Source organism: Geomonas silvestris, from assembly GCF_014193515.1.
GTDB classification, from domain to species: Bacteria; Desulfobacterota; Desulfuromonadia; order Geobacterales; family Geobacteraceae; genus Geomonas; species Geomonas silvestris.
Genome location: NZ_BLXX01000015.1, coordinates 66,239 through 87,290, shown reverse-complemented (window position 1 = coordinate 87,290; position 21,052 = coordinate 66,239). Strand labels below are relative to the sequence as shown.

Sequence of the window (21,052 nt, the reverse complement as noted above, 5' to 3'; positions counted from 1 at the left end):
GCTGGAACTGAAGACGGTTCATTTTCACGGCACACTCCTATGAGGAAAATTGCCGTGATTATGCATGCTACCAATGGCAGAGAATGTCGCACTAGCCGCAGCAGCGGAAGATTCGCGCTAATCAGGAAACAGTTTAAGATTTTTTCGTTACGGCTGCGATTCTGCTCGCGGCCCAATCAGCTGCAGGCGGGACTGTCAAAGGGCCCGCCAAGGGGGAGAGGAAATGGCACGAGAACCGTACGTCGACAAGAACGTGTGCATCAGTTGCGAGCTGTGTGTCAACATGGTGCCGGACGTCTTCCAGATGGGGGAGGACGGCTTTGCGGAAGTACACGATCCCACCGGTGCTTCGGAAAAGGAAATCCAGGATGCCATCGACAACTGTCCGGTCAACTGCATCCACTGGCAGTAAGGGGAGGGGCTCGCATGGGCGGGCCCTTTCCGCTTTCCTGCTGCAGCGCTCCCGGCACCCTTCACGGAGGTGGCCCATTCGGCTGCGCTGGCACCGGCGGCTCTGCCGCCTGGGAAAGAGGAGATACGTCTATATGGTAACCGACAGCATCAGGTCGTTCGCGGCATCGCTGGGCCATGCCTTCGTGGCCTCCACCGATTCTGAGGGGAACCCCCACCTCGCTGCCGGCCGGGACATCAGGTTTCCCGAGGCGACCCGGCTGGTGTTCGAGGCCTGGTTCTGTGCGACCACGCTGCGCAACATCCAGGCGAACCCGCACATCGCCGTGACCATCGTGGACCCGGCGACCGGGAAGGGGTACCAGTTCCTGGCGCGGGTGGAAAAAAACGAGGAGACCGCGCTTTTGGACGGCTACGCCCCGGAACTGGAGCCCCTGGAACTCCCTCAAGCCCAGTGGCGGCTGGAGGCGCGCATCGAGCAGGTCCTGGCCTTCAGCGCCGAGGCGCACTCAGACCGCCCTCTCGGCTGAACACGCTACCTTGTCTGCTCGCTCAGCAGCAGCTCTTCGGCCTTCGGCACATCCTCTTCTGCCACCTCTATCTCCCAATCACCCCCTCCAGCCGTCCCCGCCAGAAAGAATTCCACTCCCGCCCGCGTCAGCAGGGCCTCGACCCGGGCCAGGTCCTTCTCGTCCTTGGGATCGTAAAAGCGCACCATGGTCGACCTCCTTTTCCTGGAATACCCCTATTCTAATCCTTTTAGGGGTGAGACCCAAGGCTTGCATCAGGGGAAGGCGCGATCGACGATGATTAGGGTAAGGAGGCAGACCAGGTACAGGATGGAGACCGCGAAGGCCGGACGGGTGTCTCCGCCAGGTAACCGCTTCTTAGCCGTGGCCAGGAACCAAGCGCCGAGAACGGCGGCGCCCGCCCCGTAGCCGAGCGAGCAGGGACCGAACCAGCAAAGGCCCAGCGAGGTGGGGATCAGGGCCAAGATAGCGGCAAGGATGGCGCACCTGGTAACGGCGCTGCTGGTGACCAGAGGCAGGACCGGGATCTTCGCGCTGCGGTAATCGGAGAGGTGGGCGAGGGCCAGAAGCCAGAAGTGCGGTGGCTGCCAGCACAGGAGAACCAGGAACAACCAGAACGCCGCGGGGCTGAAATCGGGGGACACCGCCGCACTCCCGATGAGCACCGGCAGGGCTCCGGGGATCCCTCCCAAAACCGCAGCCCAATGACTCGCGGGCTTGAGGAGGCGGGTGTACAGGAGGGCGTAGCTTACCACCGCCACGAGCACCAGGAGCGTCACCTGCGGGTCGAGGGTCTGCCAGGCGAGCACAAGGCCGGCGCAGCAGGCGGTTACCGCTGCGGCGGCCACGGTAGGCACCCCCACAAGCTGCAACGCCGCACTGCGCTGCGCCAGGCGCTGCATCGAGCGGTCCCGGCGGCGGTCCCCAAGGGAGTTGAACAGCGCGGCGCCGAGCGCGGTCAAAAGAAGAGAGGTCGAACCGTACAGGGCGGGGAGGGGATCCGGCAGGCGGTCCCCGGCGAGGACCATTCCCGCGTAGCCGCTCAAAACGACGGCAAGGACGATCCCCGGCTTGGCCAGAAGTAAAAAAGCGCGGCACACCTGGTACGGGTGGCTGCGCTTTTTTGCTGCCGCGCGGGTATCCAGGGCGGTCATGCCGAGCCGGAAGACTGCGTCTGGCCGAGCCACAGGCGCAGCGAGAAGCCGATGATCCCCAGGGTGAGCGCCAGGTGCAGCGAGGTGATCGGGTAGCTCAAGCCGGACTTGACCGTCGCGATCCCGACGCAGACCTGCGCCGCGACCAGGACGGCGAGGACAAAGAAGTGGGACCTGCGCTCCCTTAAACGCCGGTCCACCAGCGAGGCGAGGTAGAGCAGGAGCACGCTCCCCAGGGTCCCCAGCCCGAGCAGGCGGTGGCTTATATTGGTGATAGTCGGCTTGTCCCAGTAGCTGGGGATCAGTTCGCCCCGGCAGGTGGGGAAATCCGGACAGGCGAGGCCGGCTGCCGAGTGGCGCAGGTAGGCACCCAAGGAGGCCTGGGAGAAGACCAGGAGGGTGATGCAGAAAAGCGCCGCCGCGTACCCGGAGAAGCTGAGCTCAACCGGATTCGTGCCGTCGTTGGTCGCCATGTAGAGGACCAGCAGGAAGACGGCCAGGGCGATCATGAAATGGACGGTGGTCGGCTGCACCGGGAGTTCCAGGAGAACCACAGCGGCACCCAGGCCGATCTCGATGGCTACCAGCGCCAGGGCGAGGAGAGGGATGGCGCGCTCCCCGCCGCGGTAGGTACCCAGGCGGCGCCGGGCCAGAAAGAGAAGCAGCACGGTGGCGAGGGCGGCCAGCACACGGTGCAGGAACTCCATCCAGACGTCGAGCCGCAAGGGGGGGAGCACCTCCCCCCGGCAAAGCGGCCAGTCCGGACAGGCCATGCCGGCGTGCATCCCAGCCACCAGGTTCCCCCAGATAAGCAGCACGAAAAATAGTCCAGCTGTTGTGGCGCCGAGCATAAAACCTCCTATGGTAGCCGGAAGGGCGGTGGTGATTTTGAGCGGTCGCCCCACCAAGGTGTCGATCCCCTGCCTCCCGGTGCTCCCTTTCGGCCCCGAAGGCGGGGCGAGGTCAGAAACGGTAGATCGCGTCGACCAGCGTGCCCACGAGGATGAGACCCAGGATCAGAAAGGGGAAGATGGCAAAGCCGAGCACCAGCTTGATCTCGTGGCGCAGGTGCATGAAATAGAGCGCCACCAGCCCGGCCTTCAAGGACGCTATGGCAAGCGCCACCGTCGCGTTCCAAAGCCCCAGGTTTAGGTAGGAAACCGCCACCGTCACTGCCGTGAGAACCAGGAGCGCCCCCCATACCACGAAGTAGATCTTGTACGCTGCCATAGTCACCTCAGCCGATCAGGTAGAGCAGGGGAAACAGGTAAATCCAGACGAGGTCCACGAAGTGCCAGTACAGACCGGTGATCTCCACCGGCGTGTTGTACTCGGCGCTGAAGCTGCCGCGCTGCGCCTTGTAAAGGAGCCAGATCATGACCCCCATGCCGGCCAGGACGTGCAGGCCGTGCAGCCCGGTCATCATGAAGTACAGGCCGAAAAACAGGTTGGTCCTCGGGAACCACCCCATGTGAAAATCGTGGCTCCACTCCAGGTACTTGATGAACAAAAAGCCGCAGGCGAGCGCCAGGGTGAGCGAGAGGCAGACCTTCAAGAGCTTCTGCAGCCCGCGCCGGATGGCCGCGATCCCAATCGCGATGGTGAGGCTCGAGGTCAACAGCACCAGGGTGTTCAGGGCACCCAGGACCCGGTTCAGTTTCAGGTGCTCCTGGTGGAAGAGCTCGGCGTGGGTGATCCTGAACTGGGCGTAGGCGGTGAAAAGGGCGCCGAAGAGGAGCAGTTCGGTGGCCAGGAAGGCCCAGATCCCCAGGCGTGCCGACACCGGTGCGCCGTTGGGTGCTTCGTGGTTATCACTCACGGGGGGCCTCGTTCCTGCTGCCGTAGCCGTAGGGCCAGTCGGTCACCGTCGGGATCTCGTGGAAGTTCTCCTCGGGCGGAGGCGAAGTGGTCTGCCACTCGAGGGTGAGACCGCGCCAGGGGTTGTCCGGCGCCAGGGGACCGTTACGCAGCGACTTTATGAAATTGGCGAACATGATGATGACGCCCAGGGCCAGGAACCAGGAACCGACCGTGGCTACCACATTGAGCGCCTGGTACTTGGCGGGGTACTCGGCGTAGCGCCGGGGCATCCCCTGCATCCCCAGGATGAACATGGGGAAGAAGGTGACGTTGAAGCCGGAGACCACAAGCCACCAGGCGCTTTTGGCCCAGGTCTCGTTGAACATCCGGCCGGTCATCTTGGGAAACCAGTAGTGCAGTCCGGCAAAGAGCCCCATCACGGTCCCCCCCATCATGGTGTAGTGGAAATGCGCCACCAGGAAGTAGGTATCGTGTACGTGCACGTCGGTGGCGAGCGCCCCCAGGAAAAGCCCGGTCAGCCCGCCGATGATGAACAGGAAGATGAAACTCAGCGCGTAGAGCATGGGGGACTCGAAGGTGATGGAGCCCTTGTAGAGGGTGGCGATCCAGTTGAAGATCTTCATCCCCGTGGGCACCGCGACGAAGAAGGTCAAAAACGAGAAGATCACCCCTGCGACGGTGGACATGCCGCTGACGAACATGTGGTGCCCCCAGACCAAGAAGCCGATTAAGGCGATGGCCAGGGCGGAGTAGGCGATCGCCTTGTAGCCGAAGATCGGCTTGCGCGCGAAGACCGGTACCACCTCGGAGACGATACCCATGGCGGGGAGGATCATCACGTAGACCACGGGGTGGGAGTAGAACCAGAAGAAGTGCTGGAACAGCAGGGGATCGCCACCCTTGGCGGGGTCGAAGAAACCGATGCCGAAGACCCGCTCGGCGGCCAAGAGCAGGAAGGTGATGCCGATGACCGGCGTGGAGAGGACCTGGATCACGCTCGTCGCGTACATGGCCCAGATGAAAAGCGGCATCCGGTACCACCCCATCCCGGGAGCCCGCATGGTGTGGATGGTGACGATGAAGTTGAGGCCGGTGAGGATGGAGGACATGCCGATCAGAAAGAGGCCGAAGCTGAGCGCGGTGACGGCTGCCGAGGTCTGGGCCGAGTAGGGGGTGTAGAAGGTCCACCCGGTGTCCATGGGGGCGGCCAGGGTCCCGACCGTCACCGCGATACCCGCCACGAAGATCCAGTAGCTGAAGAGGTTCAAGCGGGGAAAGGCCACGTCCCGGCAGCCGATCAGGAGCGGGATGAAGAAGTTCCCCAGGGCGGAAGGGATGGCGGGGATGATGAAGAGGAAGATCATCATCGCCCCGTGCATGGTGAAGAGGACGTTGTAGGTGTGGTCGCTGAAAAGGGCAGGGCCGGGGACCAGGAGCTTCAGGCGCAGCAGCAGGGCGAGGATCCCTGCGACCACGAAGAAGCCGAGGGTGGTCCAGATGTACATGACCCCGATCCGTTTGTGATCCATGGTGAGGGCCCAGGAGCGAAAGCCGTGCTCGCTCAGGTAGCCCCGGTCCTCGGGGAGGCTCGTATTCGGGTGGTCTGCCATGTGGGTACCCCGTGCCTGTCGGGTGCCGCCGGGTGCGCGGAACCGGTTACTTGAGTGTCTTCATATAGGCGATGAGCGCCGCTATCTCGTCCTGCTTGAGGCTCCCCCTGAAGGAGGGCATGATCGGCTGGAACCCCTGCACCACCTGCTCGTTGGGCTCTTCGAGGGACTCCCTCAGGTACTCCTCGTCGGCCACCACGCTCTGCCCGGTCGTCAGGGTCACCCGACTGCCGAAGATCCCCTTGAGGGTGGGGCCCACCTTGGGCGAGCCGTCGATGCTGTGGCAGCCGCCGCCCCCCGCGCTCTCGAAGAGCGCTTTGCCGCGCTCCGCCGGGGATTGGGCGCCCGCTTGCTGTTTTTGCAGCTCGGCTGCAACCCAGGCCTGGTACTGGGGCTGGGGCATCACGATGAGCGTCGCCCGCATCAGCGAGTGGCCGGTGCCGCAGTACTGGGAACAGTAGATGTCGTAGGTCCCGGCCTGTTTGGGGAGGAGCCAAAGGTAGGTGTAGCTCCCCGGCAGGACGTCCTGTTTCTGGCGGTAGGCGGGGATGAAAAAACCGTGGATCACGTCGCGCGAGATCATGATGAGCTTGACCGGCTGCCCCAGCGGGAGCCGCAGTTCGTTGGCGACGCTGCGGCCGTCGGGGTACTTGAAGCTCCAGGTGAACTGGGAGGCGGTCACCTGGATTTCGGCTGCGTTGGGGAGCGGGGTGCGCATCTTGATAAAGACGGTGAGGCCGTAGACGAAGATGGCCACCAGGAGCAGCGAGGGGATCACGATCCAGACCACCTCGAGTGCGTGGTTCCCGGTGATGTAGGGGGTGGCTTCCTCGACCCCCTTTTTCTTGCGGTAGCGGATCGCGAAGTAGATCAGGAGCCCCTGGGTGAGCACGAAGAAGAAACCGGCGATGGCCAGGATGAAGATGAACACGGCATCGACATCGTGGCTTGCCAGCGAGACTTCGCTTGCTTTGAGGGTTGTTGGGTAGGGCATGCAGCTCCCCTTGGTTCGGGTTGTCTTCGATTAAGCAGTCAAGTGGTCGGCTTCGACGGTCCCGGAGCCCGCGGGCCCCGTTCCTGTTTCCAGAGGAGCGCGATGAGAAGGCCGGTTAGTGCCAGTACTGAAAGCATCACCCAGCTCATCAACCGCGAGGCGAAGAGGACGTACTTCTTGCCGACCGGGTCGTAGTGGAAGCAGTACAAAAGCAGGCGGTTTGCGGCCTGGGAGGAGCCGATCCTGCCGTCGGCCGCCTCGACCAGGGCAAGCTGCAGGTCGCGGGGCCGGACCTCCAGCCCGTACAGGTACCGGGAGACCTTTCCCTCGGGGGTGAGCACCACCAGGACGTTGGGATGGGCGTAATCCCCGCCCTCCTGCCTCAGGTAGCGCACCCCGACGCTGTCTGCCACGGCTTCGATCTCTCTTTGGTTCCCCATCAGGAAGGGCCAAAAGCGTGCCGGTTCCCGCACCTCGTTGAGCATCGCGTAGGTCTTGGTCGCTTTGTCGTGCGCCAGGGCCGCCGATTCCTGCGGGTTGATGCTGAGGGTGACGATCCGGAAATCCCTGCCGAGCTTCAGGTCCCCCAGTCCCGCCAGGGTCGCCGCGAGGTTGCGGAACACCAGCGGACAGAGGGTAGGGCAGGCGTAGTAGTTGAGCGATAGGACCACCGGGACGCCGGCGAAATTATCGGCCAGGCGCACCGGCCGCCCCTGGGGATCCCGGAAACCGGTCTGCAGCGGGACGCTCGCACCAGGGTGCTCGTCCACCCCGATCTGGCCCAGCACCTGGTCCGCCGTGCTGTGCCCCCAGGCAGGGGCGACGAGCAGGGGGAGCTGTAGAAGGACGCCGAAAAGCAGTAGGCGAAAGGCCGGGGTCATCCGCGCCCTGCCGGCTTGTCTTGGACGCCGTAATTCGTCTCGGGCTCTCTCATGGGAATTCCCTCTGCCCCGGCGGGTGCTCAGGCCTTTGCTGGCGCGGCTTGACGCCTAGGTTCGATACCATCAGAAAAAAACTTAGAGTATTCTAATTGACGAGAAGGCATTTGCAAGCGGGTGAGCGGCGCTGAGACCAAAAAAAAGTGCGGCACAAAGGGAGCCGTAATCCGGCAGCGCTTCGTTTGGAACGCAGCTGCTGCAAGCCGGAGCTGGGCCGTGCGAGCCGGAGCGGGGCCGGGCGGGGTGGATGGAGACGGGACTGCGGAGGGGACGGAAGGGGACGGAAGGGGACGGAAGGGGACGGTCCGCGGCAGTGGGAGCCGGGGAAGTGGGCCGGGGTGCGTCGTCTCAGCGCAGCGACCTCGCGCAGGGGCCGGGGTGCGCTCAGCTTGCGTCCTTCAGTTCTCGGACGATTTCCACCTGGCGCTGAAAGGTGTACCGCGAGATTACGGTCTCCTCGCTACCGTCGGAACAGAAGACGAAACTGCAGATGTCGTTTTCGAGGTTGCTGGTTACGTCGAGCAGGCGGGCCGCGATCTCTATATTCTGCAGGGTGTTTTGCAAAAGGTTGGGGATCTTGAGGCGCAGTTTGTACTCGCTGCCTCGTTGGAGCCGGATGTGTCGCTCGGTGCGGATGCAGCACCCCCCAAGCGAGATGTCCGAAAGTTCGCCGGAGCGTTCCCAGGCGCCGAGGATCTCGGCGGGAGTTCGGGGCTCGAGCTGCAGGCGCAAAGACTCCCGGCGCTCCGCCATCACGTCGACAAAAGAGAAATTCTTGAGGGCGGCACTTCTTCGCCTCACGTCGACGTTGACCACGTCGCAAAGAAGCGAGCAGTCGAACTGGTCGCAGGTGATGAAGGCGCGCCGGGCGGCGTCCAGCGCCACGGCCTGTTGCTGGTGCACCTCGAGGTTCAGCACCCCGAAACCGAAGTCGTCGATGGTCGCCGGATAACTGATGGGGAGCCCCTTGTAATAGGTGGAGAGTCGGAATGTGGTGGCCAGCCCCTCCCGTACCAGTTCCTGAAACCTGCTGTTGATCTTGGCGCGGTCCGCGTCGACCGTTTCCTTGGTCCTGGGGCGGTAGTAGTGTGAAAAGTCCATGTCTTCCTCTGTCGCAAGAGTGCCCGGCTAGTTGCTCACCCCGTACCTGCGCAGCATCGCCATCAGGTCAGCCCGCGCGATCGGCTTGACGAGGTAGTCGGTGCAGTCCCCCTCCCAGAGCGCCTCCTCCATGTTCTCGGCGGAGTTGAGGGCGGTGGTCATGATGATGACGGCTTTGTGCTCGGCAGGTCTTTTTTCGCGCTCCGCCTGCCGGATCAGCTTCAGGGCCTGCTGCCCGTCCATCTCGGGCATGACGATATCGAGCATGACCAGGTCGAACGGGGCCCCTTGGTCCAGGGCCTGCTGGAATAGCTGCACCGCCTCGCGCCCGTTGACCGCCTGCTCGATCTCCCCCTGATCCGCCAGAAAGAGCCTGAGCGCTTCGCGTGAAAAGTCGTTGTCTTCGACGATGAGACACCTCATAAATCTGAACCTCTCCTGGTCTGGTTCGTTACGACGAACTGGCCGGGCAACTAGTTGATGGGTAATTCGGGCTGCTGCGGAAGGTTGCCGACTCCCGGCGCACCTGACACCCGCTTTGCCCGCCTGGTGCGCGGACACCTGAAAGAGCGTGCACCTAGGCCTCTCTTCGGTGCGCACCGGGAGAGCTTGAGCGAAAACGGCAGCGTTGCCGCGATTTTACGTAACCGTACAGGCGGAGCTTACGCCAGTACACGGAATTTCGTGGCCCCCATGGCGCAGATCCGGCTATTTCACGGTCCGGCGGTTATTTCGCCGGCCCGATCGGTGGATAACCCGGGGGCTTTTGCGGCGGTTATTCATGATAAACGCCGGCAAGATAATAATGAGAACGCTTGGGCGCTGATGCTCATCAGTCGTGATATCCGCAGTTTGCCGAAGACTGCTGCGGGCAGGGCGCTGGCGTTTGTGCTTAACGAGCGGGTTGTCGGGCCTCTTGGAGGACTTTGGGCATGTTTTAGGCATTGTAGCTGGCAAAGCTTGTGTGCTGGTCGGTCAGTGAATGTGTAGTTGAATGGGAGGGAACTTCGTTGTGAAAAGACGAGTCCTTATTGTTGATGACACGGCTGACATCAGACTCATGCTTCGCTACCTCATAGAGCGTGAGAACTACGAGATCGTCGCCGAGGCGGCCGACGGTGTGGAAGCGGTCGAGCGGTTTTTCGAGTGCCGCCCCGACATAACCATCATGGATATCGATCTCCCCTTCAAGTCCGGGGTCCAGGCGGCCCGGGAGATCCTCTCCCGAAACGGAGGGGCCCGCATCATCTTCTGCAGCGGCACCGCGAAGCACCAGGAACTCTCCGAGCTCGGCTCGGGGGGCGAGTTGCCCAGTTTCATCAGAAAACCGTTTCTCCCGGCACAGCTGTACCGTGCCATGGATATGCAATGCTGATCTTGTTATCTGATGTCATGTAATGCTGTGATGTAGTGCGATGTGATCCTATTGATGTGATGTTGGAGATCCTGCTGTCGTCCTGTGGTGAGTTGTGTGATGTGCAGACCTTTTCAACTTTTTTGCCTGTGATGCTGTGCAATGGTGTCTGCGAGATTTTTTGTAGTTGATGTGCAATGTGATATTGCAGAAAGAAACGGGGGCCTGCGCGGGCCCCCTTTTTTTATAGGCGCCCTAAGCGCTTCTTGGCTCCCGCTGTGCTTGCCGGGGAGCCGGCAAAAAACTTAGTATGAACTTTGCCCCGGCTTGTGGTAGGGTAGAAGGCCGCAAACGGTCCGTTCAAATCAGTAGAATCACAGGATGAAGATCATGACAGCACAGGCCCCGACAACCATTGGCACTCTCTTAGAGCAACTGCACGGACACAGCTACTTCCGGCCCGGCCCCGGCCCGCTGCGCGAGCGCCTGTGCGAGGCGTTGGCCGCGACCATGAAAGAGGAGGAGCTCGGGCGCCTGGAAGATCCGGCGCTCGACCTGGAGGTCAGTGTCGGACGTCACGAGGGGGCCGACGAGATCTGGCTGGGAGCCAGGGCTTCGCTCTCCGGAGCGGCGTACAGCGCCGAACTGGCCCTTGAGGTGCTGGCCGAGCCGGCCCTGCAGGACCTGACCCGCTACCTTGCCGAACTCTTACAGGCGGCACCGGCTCCCCAGGTCGCCGAACCGGGGAAGGCGCCGCAGCACCCCAAACTCGAGGGGGACTACCACGAACAGGCGGCCGCAGCGGCGCGCCTGAAGGTCACCCCGCAGTGGCTCAAGAGCGTGGTTCCCTGCACCGAGTACACCTACGAGGAGATCGAGGGGAAGAAGTACATCCGGGACTACTACTGGTCCAAGGAGCTCATCGAACGCCTGTTCAGGATCAAGTCCTCCAAGACCACCCCGGAAGACCTGCAGTATGTGGCCTCCGAGTGCTGCGAAGGGGACCAGGAGTGGGCACGCGACCTGATCGCCCGCTTGAAGTCGCCGCAGCGCGCCGAGCACCCCCCGCGCGAGCAGGGGGCGAAAGGCCAGGGCCACCAGGCACAGCAGGGGCATGCGAAGGGGGGAGCAAACCCGGCGCAGGCGCAGGGGCAGGGGCAGGGGCAGCAGAAGCAGGGTGAGAAGAACCGCCGGTCCCGGCACCGCAGGGGGCGGGACGGCAACAAGCGCGGCCAGCAGGGGGCGCCGGGGCCCAAACCGCCCCAGCAGTGAGCGTAGCGCTCGCTAGGCCGCCCCTTTGAGGTAGGCGGCGAGTTCCATGTCCACCTTGCTGATGTGCTGCACCAGCCAGGCGGTCAGGGTCTTGTTGGTCATGATTACCAGCGACAGGGTGGCTCCTTCCTCACGGAAGGTGCTGGCCAGCCGCTCCAGGTCCGCGATGAAACGCGCGTGCATGGCCTTGTGCGCCGCGTACTCCGGATACCCCTCGCGAATCTGCAGTTTCTCTTCCGCGGCGAAGTGTTCCCGTACGTAATCCTCCAAGAAATTCAGAAGTTTGAGAACCTCTTCCTTTCCTTTCCCTTCGGCACACGCCTCCGAGAGCCGGTTTACCCTGGCGAAGATCTCGCGGTGCTGGTTGTCGATATCTGCTACTCCGGTTGCGAGATCGTTGGTCCACGCAATTGACATCTGCATCTCTCCCTTTGGTTCTTTTGCCAACTCAAATCATGAGAGGCACGGCGACCGGTAGTGTAGCATACCGGACCTGCCCTGCAAGCGGAATCACTCGAGGATGACCGATTGCGGCTTCTCGGGGGGGAGGATGATCCGGAAGCGGGTTCCCAGCTGGGAACTGGTCACCTGGATGTCGCCGCCGTGGTCCTTGATGATCCCGTAGGAGACCGAGAGACCGAGGCCGGTGCCGGAGTCCTTGGTGGTGAAAAACGGGGTGAAGATCTTCTCCAGGTGCTCGGGAGCGATCCCGGACCCGGTGTCGGCCACGTCGATGCTGCAGCCGGCCCCCGGGCCGAGCGACCTGGTGGAGAGCGTCAGGGTGCCTCCCTCCGGCATCGCCTGGGTCGCGTTCAGGATCAGGTTGCTGAGCACCTGGCGCAGTTGGTCAGCGTCTCCCTTGATGGCGCCCAGGTCGGGGTCGTAGTCGCGCGCGATCCGGACCCGTTCCAGGGAGACCTGGTGGCCGATCTGGGCCAGGATGTCGTCCAAGACCGCGTGCACCTCGACCTGTCTGCGGTCCAGGGACTTCTGGCGGGCGAAGGCGAGCAGGTTCCCGACGATCTTCGCCATGCGCTCGGTCTGGCGGGTGATGATCTCCACCTCTTCGCGGTTGCCGTGCTCCGGGGGAAGGCACATCTCCAGGACCTCGGTGTTGCCGCGGATGATGGCGAGCGGTGTATTGATCTCGTGGGCCACGCCGGCTGCCATGATCCCCAGGTCGGCGAGCTTCTCGGCGCGCGCCAGATCGGCCTGGGTTTCCAGCAACTGCCGGTTTTTCTCGCTCAGCTCCGCGGTGCGTTCCTGGACCTTGAGCTCGAGGCCGCGGTGCAAGAGGTTGATCTCGGCCTCCTGGCGGGTGAGGGCCCGGGTCATCTGGTTGAAGGCCCGCGCCAGGTCGCCCACCTCGTCGGCTGACGGTTCCTCCATCTGCAGGTCGCGCTCGCCCAGGGCCACCCGGTGCGCCAGGCTCTCCAGCTCACGGATCGGCCTGGACAAGAGGGCACCGATGATGCTTGAGAAGGCGATGCCGAGCAGCGAGGTGACCAAGAGCACCAGGTACAGGATGGAGTTGACGTTCTTCTGCATCTGGGTGTAGGGCTTCTCCAGCATCCCCACGTAGAGCGAGCCGACCGCCTCCCCCTTGAGCCCGAGGATCGGCTCGTAGGCGGTGAAGTACCAGTCGTTCACCACGAAGGCCCGGGCGATCCACTTCTTCTTCTCCAAGAGCACCCGGTTGTAGACCTCCTCCGAGAGCCGGGTGCCGATGGCGCGCTGGCCGTTACTGGCCATGACGTTGGTGGCGATGCGGGTGTCGCCCAGAAAGATGGTGGCGGTCCCGACGTCGGTGCCGTGGAACTTCACCCCCTCGTAGACGATCTGCTTGATCCGGTCCACCAGGTGGTTGTTGTTGTTCAAGAGGGTAGCTCCGTACAAGGCGCCGATCACCTCGCCCGAGGCGTTGCGCACCGGAGCGGCGGAGACCATGACCATCCCCGAGTGTTCCTCGGTGCCGGCGCGCGGCCTGGCGTGCGGGGTGGAGACCACGGAGATGGCGGCGCGGCGCGCCAGATCGGGGCTCTCGGCGGCCAGCTGGTTGGCGGTGAGGACGCAGCTGCCGGTAACGGCCGAGCCGGAGAGGGCGCGCTGGACGAAGTAGCACTCCGGGCGGTCCCCCACGCTCACCGGGTTGTGGGCCCGGTAGAGCACCCGGCCCCGGGCGTCGACGGCGGTCAGGATGTCGAGTTTTTTCTGCTGCAGGGGGGTGAGGAGCTGGGCGATCACCCGGCGGTCGCCGGTGGCGAAGGCGGTGGCGGCAAAAGGGCTGCCGGAGGTGAGGTCCACCAGTTCGGCGATGCGGTCCAGTTCGTTCTGGTACACCTCGCGCGCCGAATTAAGGTCGGTGCGCACCTTCTCCTGGGCCTGGTTGGCGATTTTTGCCTTGATGAGGTAGAGGCCGGTGAGGGAGCAGAGGAAGCAGGCGAGGAAGAGCGGGGCCAGGGCGCCGATGGTGAGCTTGGCCCGGATCGGGAAGCGGCGGGGGAGGCGGGTCGGCATCAGAGGGCTCCGACGTCGTCGAGCCCGAACTCCTCGATCTTCCTATCCAGGGTGCGCCGGGCGATATCCAGGATCCGCGCGGCGCGGCTCTTGTTGTTGCCCGAGGCCTTCAAGACGTGCAGGATGTGCTCGCGCTCTATGGTCTCCAGGGAGACCAGCCGTTCGGCGGCCCGGGGCGCTTCGGCGACCGGCGGCAGTCCGTTGCTGCGCCACACCGGCAGGGTCTCGGGGCGGATCAGCGGCCCGCGGGTCAGGATGGCGGCGCGCTCGATGGCATTTTCCAGCTCGCGCACGTTCCCCGGCCAGTTGTAGGTGGTCAAAAGCTGCAGCGCCTCGGGGGTGAAGTCGGAGATGTCGCGCTTCATGCGGGCCGCGTACTTCCTCAGGAAGTGCCGGGCCAAAAGCTCGATGTCCTCGGCGCGCTCCCGTAAGGGCGGGAGGTAGAGCGAAATAACGTTGAGGCGGAAGTAGAGGTCCTCGCGGAAGCGCTTTTGGCGCACCTCCTCCTCGAGGTCCTTGTTGGTGGCGGCCAGAAAGCGGAGGTTCACCGTCTTCGCCTTGGTGTCCCCCACCGGGATGAAGTCCCCCTCCTGGAGGACCCTCAGGAGCTTTGCCTGGATGGCGGGGCTCATGTCGCCGACCTCGTCGAGGAAGAGGGTGCCGTTGTTGGCCGCGTCCAAAAGCCCCTTTTGGTGGTTGATGGCGCCGGTGAAGGCGCCCCGCACGTGGCCGAAGAGCTGGCTCTCCAGGAGGGTGTCGGAGAGCGCCGCGCAGTTGATGGTCAGAAAGCGCTCCGAGGCGCGCTGGGAGTTCTGGTGGATGAGGCTTGCCACCAGCTCCTTGCCGGTCCCCGATTCCCCGAGGATCACCACGTTCGAGTCGCTCTGCGCCACCAGAAGCGCCATGTCGTGCACCTCGGTGAAGCTCGGGCTCGCGAAGATGAGCGGGCTCGCCGCCGGATGCCCCAGTTCGTCCTTGAGGGCCGAGTTCTCCTTGAGGAGCTCCTTTCTCTCCAGCACCTTCTCCAGGATGCCGAAGATCTTCTCCTTGGGAAACGGCTTGGTTACGTAGTCGTAGGCGCCCAGTTTCATCGCCTCGATGGCCGAGTTGATCGAGGCGTAGGCGGTCATGATCACCACCGGGATCTCGAGCTTGAGCGCCTTGATGCGCTGCAGGATCTCGATCCCGTCCAGGTCGGGCATCTTCACGTCCAAAAGGAGCAGGTCGCACTCGTCTGCGCCGCGGTTCTCGAGGCAGGTCATCAGGGCGCTCCCCGAGCTGAAGACTTCCAGGTCGAGCCCCTTGGCCGAGAGAATCTTGCTCAAGTACCGCAGAATCTCGACTTCATCGTCGCAAATGATCACACGTCCGCTATACATACTACGCTGCCACCTCTGACTGCTGCCGCGTCCGGCAAGAGTTGTAACTAATAAGAAGGTTACCGGCTGACGCTCGGTATGCTGCCGCACCGACGCTGCTTGCGCTCGATGGGGCGTGGGGGCTGGCGGGGGTGCCGCTGCCGGGCCTACGTATACATCCGACACTATCTTTCTTCTAGAGCATTATTGTCAAGTACTTTCGCACTATGCAATGTCGTCACAACGCCGCCCGAAGTGACATTCGTTCTGTGACCGGCGTCGGTATGCCTGTTATAGCCGTGTTTCCATAGCGTCCCGTGAGTCCTTCGATGTGGAGTTTCTTAAAACGTAAGAACGTTACTACAGAGTTTACTCCGTCGCACAAGTGTGTTAGTCTCGCCTAACTCGTTCCAGCACCCTAGACTGACCGATGAAGGTAGCGGACCATGGACAGGCTCGTCGAAAAACTGTGGACCTTCGTGAAACACGGAGCTGACGAGATTTCCCTCGAGGTCCGCTTTTTCCGTCTGATCTGCCTGACGGTCTCCTTCGTCGCACTGGTTCTGGTCCTCCCCACCAACCTGATCCAGGACCTCTCCCCCTACCTCAACCTGGTCGTGGTCCTCTACGGCGCCGCGTCGCTCCTCATCTATTACCGCTCCTGGCGCGGCAGCCAGCACTTCGTCGGCTTCTACCTGCTGACCCTGGTGCTGCTCGCCATCGCCTGGTTCCTGAACGCCGGGTCGAGCGGCAGTATCGGCTATTATTTCTTCGCCTGCTCCATGTACCCGGTGATCTTCTTCAGGGGGCGCACCCGGCAGGCGATGTTCCTGTTGCTGGTCCTGGTCGTGTGCGGGCTTTTGCTCCTCGACTTCCGGTCGCCGCAGCTTGTGATCCCGTACAAAAGCGGGCTGGACCGGTTGCTGGATCTCTCCACCGGCTTTTCCTTCAGCGCCCTCATCTTCGCCCTGGTGTTCTGGGTCGTGATCACCACGCTCGAGCGGGAACTCGACGAGCGCCGCAAGGCGGAGGCCGCCGCCCGGCAGGAACGGGACCGCGCCCAGGGGTACCTGGACACGGTGGAGACGCTGATCGTCGCGCTGGACGCCGAGGGGCACATCAGCACCATCAACCGCAAGGCCTGCGAGGTGTTGGGCTACCAGGAAAAGGAGCTGCTCGGCCGGGACTGGTTTGCCAGCTGCCTCCCCCAGCCCTTGGGGAGCGAGCGTGCCGCGATCTACCGCAGGACCATGGCTGCGGGGAGCGCGGCCGAGGTGGCCCACCTGGAGAGCCCGCTTGTCACCCGCACCGGTGGGGTGCGCCAGATCGTCTGGCCCTACTCGGTGCTGCGCGACGAGGCCGGTAACTGTCTCGGCGCCTTAGGTTCCGGAGAGGACATCACCGAGCGCAAGCTGGCCGAAGAGGCCCTGCGCCAAAGCGAGCAGGCCTTGAGGCTCAAGACCGCGCTTCTCGAGGCGCAGTCCGATGCGACCCTCGACGCGGTGCTGGTGGTGGACAACGACAAGCGGATCGCCTTCTACAACCGGCAGTTCCTCGAGGTGTTCGAGGTGCCCGAGCGCGTGCTCGGCGAGCCGGACAACTCCGCCCTGCTCAGGCACGCCCTGGGACTGGTGCGCTGCCCGGATCTCTTCCTGAAGCGGGTCCTCTACCTCTACGATCACCCGCGGGAATCCAGCCGGGACGAGATCGAGATGAAAAACGGCCGGATCCTGGACCGCTACTCCGCGGCAGTCATCTCCAGGGACGGCTACTGCTACGGCAGGATGTGGACCTTCAGGGACGTGACCGAGCGGAGGCGCTTCGAGTCCGAGCGGGTAAAGATCGAAAAGCTCGAGTCGTTGGGGGTCTTGGCCGGCGGTATCGCACACGACTTCAACAACATCCTGGCCGGCATCATGGGGGGGATCAGCTTCGCCCAGGAGTTCATCCCCGAGGACCATCCCGCGCATGGGCCGCTGCAGACTGCCGAGCTCGCCTCGGTGCGCGCCGCCGACCTGGCCCGGCAGCTGATCACCTTCGCGCGGGGGGGCGATCTGGTGAAAAAGCCGGTCGCCCTGCAACTCGTCATCGAGGAGGCGGTTTCCTTTGCCCTGCGCGGCTCCAACGTGAAGGGGTCCGTTACCCTGACGGGCTCGCTGCACCCGGTTCTCGCCGACGAGGGGCAGCTCGGCCAGGCCATCTACAACCTGATCATCAACGCCAAGCAGGCCATGCCCGGCGGCGGCATCGTGACCCTGAGCGCCAACAACGAGACCCTCGGGCCGGATAACCCCTACGGCCTGCCGGGTGGCGACTACGTCAGGGTATGCTGCGCGGACCAGGGGTGCGGCATCGGCCTCGAGGACCAGGTGAAGATCTTCGATCCCTACTTCACCACCAAGAGCTGCGGTACCGGGCTGGGGCTCGCCTCGGCCTATTCCATCGTCAAAAAGCACGGCGGGAGCATCTCCGTCGCCTCCGAGCCGGGAAACGGGGCGGCCTTTACCGTGCTCCTTCCGGCCAGTTCGGCCCCGACGCACTCCCTCTTCAGTTCCCCTCCACCCCAGGAGCTGGTGAGCCACCCCGGCGGCTCGATCCTGGTCATGGACGACGAGCCCCTGGTCCGCGACCTGGCCCGGGAGATGCTGCGCTACATAGGGTACCAGGTGACCACCTGCGAAAACGGCAGCGAGGCGATCTCCCTGTACCAGGCCGCCAAGGAGGCCGGGCACGCCTTCGACGCCATCGTGATGGATCTCACCATCCCCGGCGGGATGGGGGGAAAGGAAGCTGCCCAGCGCATCCTGGCCTACGATCCCGACGCCTGTCTCATCGTTTCGAGCGGTTATTCCAACGATCCCGTCATGGCCGACCACCGCGCCTACGGCTTCCGCGGCGCCGTCGCGAAGCCCTACAAGAACCGGGAACTTTGGCAACTGCTAAGCTCGCTTCTGGGGGGCGCCGGGGGCGCCTGCGCTGGGGGTGGTGGCGAACCGGAATAGGAGAGGGCGACCTCGCGGCAGAGCGTCACGGGCGAGCCCGGTGATGCTCGCACCCCTGCGGGACTCGCGCGAAGCCCGGTTGCCGGCCCGGTCGTAGCTGGCATACTGAACCGGCCCCCGGAAGTGCCAGGGACTCCTGTCGGCCGTTTTGGTTCGCGCAGTCCGTTTGGCTTTTTTGGTCCTGGTGGTCCGCTCGCTCTGCTTGGCCTGCCTAGCCCGGGTAACCCCTGATCGTTCCGAAGTTCCGCTGGTTTCCTCGACACCTGGAGTTGCCCCATGCTGAAGAAAAACCGCTTCGTGGCCTCGCTGATCCTGCTCGCCATCCTGCTCCCCTTTGGCAGCTCCCTCATCGCCCTCTGCACCGACTGGCTCTTCTTCAACCAGACCGGGTACCGCGAGGTCTTTCTCACCAACCTGACCGCGAAATACCTCTCGGCCGGCGGCTTCGCGCTGGCGTTCCTTTTGGTCACCCTCACCAACATGCATTTCGCCAACCGGATCCAACTCCCCCAGCGCGGGGTCTTCTCCCTGGGGGGGAACCTGTACCGGTTGAAAAACGATGAGGCCGCGAAACTGGTGGCACCGCTCAGCATCCTGGCGAGCCTGCTGTTGGCGTTTTTGGCAGGGAAGTGGGGGGCGTTTCAGTGGCAGAACCTGCTCCTCTTTACGAACGCGGTCAAGGTCGGGACGGCCGACCCCGTCCTGGGGAGCGACCTCGGCTTCTACCTGTTTCGCCTCCCCTTGCTGGAGCAGTTGCGCGATTTCGCCGGGGCCGTCATCCTCGCCAACCTGGCGCTCAGCGCCGTGGTGTACTACCTGAGAGGGGGGATCGCCCTGGCGCCCCGCGGCGCCGGCATCGATGCCAAGGTGCAAAGGCACCTCGCGATCTTGGCCGCCCTGTTCTCCCTGGTACTGGCTGCCGGTTTTGCCCTGGCCGGCTACCGGCTCCTGATCGCCGGGCACAGCAGCTTCCAGGCCGCGGGGTACACCGACGTGAACGCCCGGCTGCTCACCTTCCGGGTGCTCACCTGGCTCACCCCGCTCGCGGGGCTGGTCTGCGCGGCCGGCGTCTGGAAAGGGAGGTGGCGGCTTTGCGTGGTTCCGGCGGCGCTCGTTTTCGTCCTCTTCGTGGCGGGGGTCGGCGTCTTCCCCGGGATGCTGCAGAAGTTCAAGGTGGCCCCGAACGAACTCGACCTCGAGGCCCCGTACCTCGCGAACTACATCAACTTCACCCGCCTGGGCTACGGGCTGGACCGGATCGAGACGGTCCCCTTCGACGTCGACCAGCGGCTGAGCGCCTCCGACATCGCGGCCAACCCGGGGACCGTCAAGAACATCCGGCTCTGGGACCACGCGCCGCTGCTCAAGACCTACGGCCAACTGCAGCAGATCCGGACCTACTACAAGTTCTTCGACGTCGACAACGACCGCTACCAGGTGAACGGCCAGTACACCCAGGTCATGCTGTCGCCGCGTGAGCTCTCCTACGGCGACCTCCCCAGCCGCAACTGGATCAACGAGCACCTGATCTTCACCCATGGCAACGGGCTTACCATGGGACCGGTGAGCCGGATCAGCAGGGAAGGGCTCCCCGAGTTCTTCGTAAAGGACATTCCCCCGGTAAGCCTCGCCGACATCAAGGTGACCCGCCCCGAGATCTACTACGGCGAGCTCTCCAACGACTACGTCATCGTGGGGACCAAGATCCCCGAGTTCAGCTATCCGACCGCCACCGGCAACAGCAACACCGTGTACCAGGGGAAGGGGGGCGTCCCCATCGACAGCCTGGCCAAAAAACTCCTTTTCGCCCTGCGCTTTGCTTCCGAGAAGATCCTGCTCTCTTCCGATATCACCGCCAAGAGCCGGATACTCTACTACCGCAACGTCGTGGACCGGGTGCGGGAGCTGGCGCCGTTTCTCACCCTCGATTCCGATCCCTACCTGGTGGTGAACCAGTCGGGGGGGCTCACCTGGATGATCGACGCCTACACGCATTCCGACCGTTTGCCGTACTCCCGGCCGCTCAAGGACGGCACCAACTACCTGAGGAACTCGGTCAAGGTCACCGTCGACGCCTACGACGGCAGCGTCATCTTTTACGTAAGCGATCCGAGCGAGGTGCTTGCCCAGGTCTACGGCCGTATCTACCCGGGGCTCTTCCGGCCCATTTCGGCCATGCCCGAGGACTTGCGGCGCCACGTCCGGTACCCGCACCAGTACCTGGGGCTGCAGGCGGCCGTCTTCGCCGCCTTCCACATGACCGATCCCAAGGTGTTCTACAACAAGGAGAACCTCTGGGAGATCCCGGTTCTGGGGGAGAAGCCGATGGAGCCTTTCTACACCGTGATGAAGCTCCCCGGCGAGGCGCGCGAGGAGTACATCCTGCTCCTCCCGTTCACCCCCTCCAAGCGCGACAACCTGGCGGCCTGGCTCACCGCGCGCTGCGACGGCGCGAACTACGGGAAGATACTCGCCTACACCTTCCCGCGCGACCGCCTGATCTACGGCCCGAAGCAGATCGATGCCCGGATCAACCAGGACGCCTTCATCTCGCAGCAGCTCACCCTCTGGAACCAGCGCGGCTCCGAGGTGATCCGCGGCAGCATGCTGGTCATCCCCATCGAGAAGTCGCTGCTCTACGTGCAGCCGCTCTTTTTGACGGCGGACAAGGGGGGGCTTCCCGAGTTGCGCCGGGTCATCGTCGCCTACGGGGACCAGGTGGTGATGGAGGAAACCCTGGAGCTCGCCCTGCAGCGGATCTTTGGCGGCAAGGCCGAGCAGCAACCCGCAGCACCGGCCGGAACCCCTCCCGGCGCGGCAGCCGCGGCGGCGCCCCTTCCCGGTAACGCCGGCCTCGGCAAAGAGGCGCTGGCCATCTTCCAGAAGGCGCTCACCCTGCAGCGGCAGGGGGACTGGTCCGGGTACGGCGACCAGCTGCGCAAGCTCGAAGAGGTGCTGAAGCGGATGGCCCGCTAGCCTTAGTACCCGGT

General features: G+C 63.8%; 19 protein-coding genes. 6 read left to right on the top strand and 13 right to left on the bottom strand.

All coding sequences use genetic code 11. The features are described 5' to 3' along the window. Nucleotides 1-223: 223 nt before the first annotated feature. Nucleotides 224-412 (top strand): ferredoxin, encoded by a 189-nt coding sequence (locus GMST_RS19370; protein WP_183356355.1) that lies wholly within the window; start codon nt 224-226, stop codon nt 410-412. Nucleotides 413-545: 133 nt separating this feature from the next. Beyond that, nucleotides 546-941 (top strand): pyridoxamine 5'-phosphate oxidase family protein, encoded by a 396-nt coding sequence (locus tag GMST_RS19365; RefSeq protein WP_183356354.1) that lies wholly within the window; start codon nt 546-548, stop codon nt 939-941. A gap of 5 nt (nt 942-946) precedes the next feature. On the opposite strand, the gene GMST_RS19360 is transcribed toward GMST_RS19365, so the two are convergent. The 10 genes from GMST_RS19360 to GMST_RS19315 all read right to left on the bottom strand — a co-directional run bounded on the left by GMST_RS19360 (nt 947) and on the right by GMST_RS19315 (nt 8,982). Continuing rightward, complete coding sequence (locus tag GMST_RS19360; RefSeq protein WP_183356353.1) at nt 947-1,129, bottom strand: putative signal transducing protein; 183 nt, start codon at nt 1,127-1,129, stop codon at nt 947-949. Nucleotides 1,130-1,195: 66 nt separating this feature from the next. Then, nucleotides 1,196-2,095 carry a heme o synthase gene (gene cyoE / locus GMST_RS19355; RefSeq protein ID WP_183356352.1) on the bottom strand — a complete coding sequence of 300 codons (900 nt, stop codon included), beginning with the start codon at nt 2,093-2,095 and terminating at the stop codon, nt 1,196-1,198. Continuing rightward, complete coding sequence (locus GMST_RS19350) at nt 2,092-2,946, bottom strand: COX15/CtaA family protein (protein ID WP_183356351.1); 855 nt, start codon at nt 2,944-2,946, stop codon at nt 2,092-2,094. The genes cyoE and GMST_RS19350 overlap by 4 nt, the downstream gene beginning before the upstream one ends. A 112-nt stretch (nt 2,947-3,058) precedes the next feature. Further along, entirely contained in the window at nt 3,059-3,325 is a 267-nt protein-coding gene (locus GMST_RS19345) for a cytochrome C oxidase subunit IV family protein (RefSeq protein ID WP_183356350.1), read from the bottom strand. Nucleotides 3,326-3,332: 7 nt separating this feature from the next. Further along, nucleotides 3,333-3,914, bottom strand: coding sequence for a cytochrome c oxidase subunit 3 family protein (locus GMST_RS19340; RefSeq protein ID WP_183356349.1), 582 nt, complete (start codon nt 3,912-3,914; stop codon nt 3,333-3,335). Continuing rightward, entirely contained in the window at nt 3,907-5,526 is a 1,620-nt protein-coding gene (gene ctaD, locus GMST_RS19335; RefSeq protein ID WP_183356348.1) for a cytochrome c oxidase subunit I, read from the bottom strand. Before ctaD ends, GMST_RS19340 begins: the two co-directional genes overlap by 8 nt. Nucleotides 5,527-5,572: 46 nt before the next feature. Beyond that, a complete protein-coding gene (gene coxB, locus GMST_RS19330; RefSeq protein WP_183356347.1) occupies nt 5,573-6,520 on the bottom strand; it encodes a cytochrome c oxidase subunit II in 948 nt (315 codons plus the stop codon). Nucleotides 6,521-6,558: 38 nt separating this feature from the next. Further along, nucleotides 6,559-7,401 carry an SCO family protein gene (locus tag GMST_RS19325; RefSeq protein ID WP_183356346.1) on the bottom strand — a complete coding sequence of 281 codons (843 nt, stop codon included), beginning with the start codon at nt 7,399-7,401 and terminating at the stop codon, nt 6,559-6,561. Between the two features lie 441 nt (nt 7,402-7,842). Continuing rightward, nucleotides 7,843-8,559, bottom strand: a complete 717-nt coding sequence (locus GMST_RS19320; RefSeq protein ID WP_183356345.1) for a PilZ domain-containing protein — start codon at nt 8,557-8,559, stop codon at nt 7,843-7,845. Between the two features lie 27 nt (nt 8,560-8,586). After that, nucleotides 8,587-8,982, bottom strand: coding sequence for a response regulator (locus tag GMST_RS19315; protein ID WP_183356344.1), 396 nt, complete (start codon nt 8,980-8,982; stop codon nt 8,587-8,589). A gap of 589 nt (nt 8,983-9,571) precedes the next feature. Between GMST_RS19315 and GMST_RS19310 the strand changes: the two genes are divergently transcribed. Both GMST_RS19310 and GMST_RS19305 read left to right on the top strand, forming a co-directional pair. Continuing rightward, nucleotides 9,572-9,934 carry a response regulator gene (locus GMST_RS19310; RefSeq protein ID WP_183356343.1) on the top strand — a complete coding sequence of 121 codons (363 nt, stop codon included), beginning with the start codon at nt 9,572-9,574 and terminating at the stop codon, nt 9,932-9,934. Nucleotides 9,935-10,303: 369 nt separating this feature from the next. After that, on the top strand, nt 10,304-11,185 hold the full coding sequence (locus tag GMST_RS19305; protein ID WP_183356342.1) for a hypothetical protein: 882 nt from the start codon (nt 10,304-10,306) through the stop codon (nt 11,183-11,185). A 12-nt stretch (nt 11,186-11,197) separates the two neighbouring features. Here GMST_RS19305 and GMST_RS19300 read toward each other — a convergent pair whose 3' ends face one another. The 3 genes from GMST_RS19300 to GMST_RS19290 form a co-directional block, all read right to left on the bottom strand. Further along, nucleotides 11,198-11,602, bottom strand: a complete 405-nt coding sequence (locus GMST_RS19300) for a bacteriohemerythrin (protein ID WP_183356341.1) — start codon at nt 11,600-11,602, stop codon at nt 11,198-11,200. A gap of 93 nt (nt 11,603-11,695) precedes the next feature. Beyond that, a complete protein-coding gene (locus GMST_RS19295) occupies nt 11,696-13,702 on the bottom strand; it encodes a cache domain-containing protein (protein WP_183356340.1) in 2,007 nt (668 codons plus the stop codon). Further along, complete coding sequence (locus tag GMST_RS19290; protein ID WP_183356339.1) at nt 13,702-15,081, bottom strand: sigma-54-dependent transcriptional regulator; 1,380 nt, start codon at nt 15,079-15,081, stop codon at nt 13,702-13,704. Before GMST_RS19290 ends, GMST_RS19295 begins: the two co-directional genes overlap by 1 nt. 425 nt (nt 15,082-15,506) lie before the next feature. Here GMST_RS19290 and GMST_RS19285 point away from each other — a divergent pair, with 425 nt between their 5' ends. Continuing rightward, nucleotides 15,507-18,062, top strand: coding sequence for a PAS domain-containing hybrid sensor histidine kinase/response regulator (locus GMST_RS19285; protein WP_183356338.1), 2,556 nt, complete (start codon nt 15,507-15,509; stop codon nt 18,060-18,062). Nucleotides 18,063-18,341: 279 nt separating this feature from the next. Then, nucleotides 18,342-21,038: a UPF0182 family membrane protein gene (locus GMST_RS19280; RefSeq protein WP_183356358.1), complete on the top strand. Its 2,697-nt coding sequence runs from the start codon at nt 18,342-18,344 to the stop codon at nt 21,036-21,038. The last annotated feature ends 14 nt before the right edge of the window (nt 21,039-21,052 follow it).

Excerpts from the sequence above, each read along its gene's own strand:
- GMST_RS19360 (WP_183356353.1), bottom strand. The coding sequence starts at position 1,129 with ATGGTGCGCTTTTACGATCCCAAGGACGAGAAGGACCTGGCCCGGGTC.
- GMST_RS19365 (WP_183356354.1), top strand. The coding sequence starts at position 546 with ATGGTAACCGACAGCATCAGGTCGTTCGCGGCATCGCTGGGCCATGCC.
- GMST_RS19305 (WP_183356342.1), top strand. The coding sequence starts at position 10,304 with ATGACAGCACAGGCCCCGACAACCATTGGCACTCTCTTAGAGCAACTG.
- GMST_RS19320 (WP_183356345.1), bottom strand. The coding sequence starts at position 8,559 with ATGGACTTTTCACACTACTACCGCCCCAGGACCAAGGAAACGGTCGAC.
- GMST_RS19325 (WP_183356346.1), bottom strand. The coding sequence starts at position 7,401 with ATGACCCCGGCCTTTCGCCTACTGCTTTTCGGCGTCCTTCTACAGCTC.
- GMST_RS19315 (WP_183356344.1), bottom strand. The coding sequence starts at position 8,982 with ATGAGGTGTCTCATCGTCGAAGACAACGACTTTTCACGCGAAGCGCTC.
- GMST_RS19300 (WP_183356341.1), bottom strand. The coding sequence starts at position 11,602 with ATGTCAATTGCGTGGACCAACGATCTCGCAACCGGAGTAGCAGATATC.
- GMST_RS19295 (WP_183356340.1), bottom strand. The coding sequence starts at position 13,702 with ATGCCGACCCGCCTCCCCCGCCGCTTCCCGATCCGGGCCAAGCTCACC.
- ctaD (WP_183356348.1), bottom strand. The coding sequence starts at position 5,526 with ATGGCAGACCACCCGAATACGAGCCTCCCCGAGGACCGGGGCTACCTG.
- GMST_RS19285 (WP_183356338.1), top strand. The coding sequence starts at position 15,507 with ATGGACAGGCTCGTCGAAAAACTGTGGACCTTCGTGAAACACGGAGCT.
- GMST_RS19290 (WP_183356339.1), bottom strand. The coding sequence starts at position 15,081 with ATGTATAGCGGACGTGTGATCATTTGCGACGATGAAGTCGAGATTCTG.
- GMST_RS19370 (WP_183356355.1), top strand. The coding sequence starts at position 224 with ATGGCACGAGAACCGTACGTCGACAAGAACGTGTGCATCAGTTGCGAG.
- GMST_RS19350 (WP_183356351.1), bottom strand. The coding sequence starts at position 2,946 with ATGCTCGGCGCCACAACAGCTGGACTATTTTTCGTGCTGCTTATCTGG.
- GMST_RS19345 (WP_183356350.1), bottom strand. The coding sequence starts at position 3,325 with ATGGCAGCGTACAAGATCTACTTCGTGGTATGGGGGGCGCTCCTGGTT.
- cyoE (WP_183356352.1), bottom strand. The coding sequence starts at position 2,095 with ATGACCGCCCTGGATACCCGCGCGGCAGCAAAAAAGCGCAGCCACCCG.
- coxB (WP_183356347.1), bottom strand. The coding sequence starts at position 6,520 with ATGCCCTACCCAACAACCCTCAAAGCAAGCGAAGTCTCGCTGGCAAGC.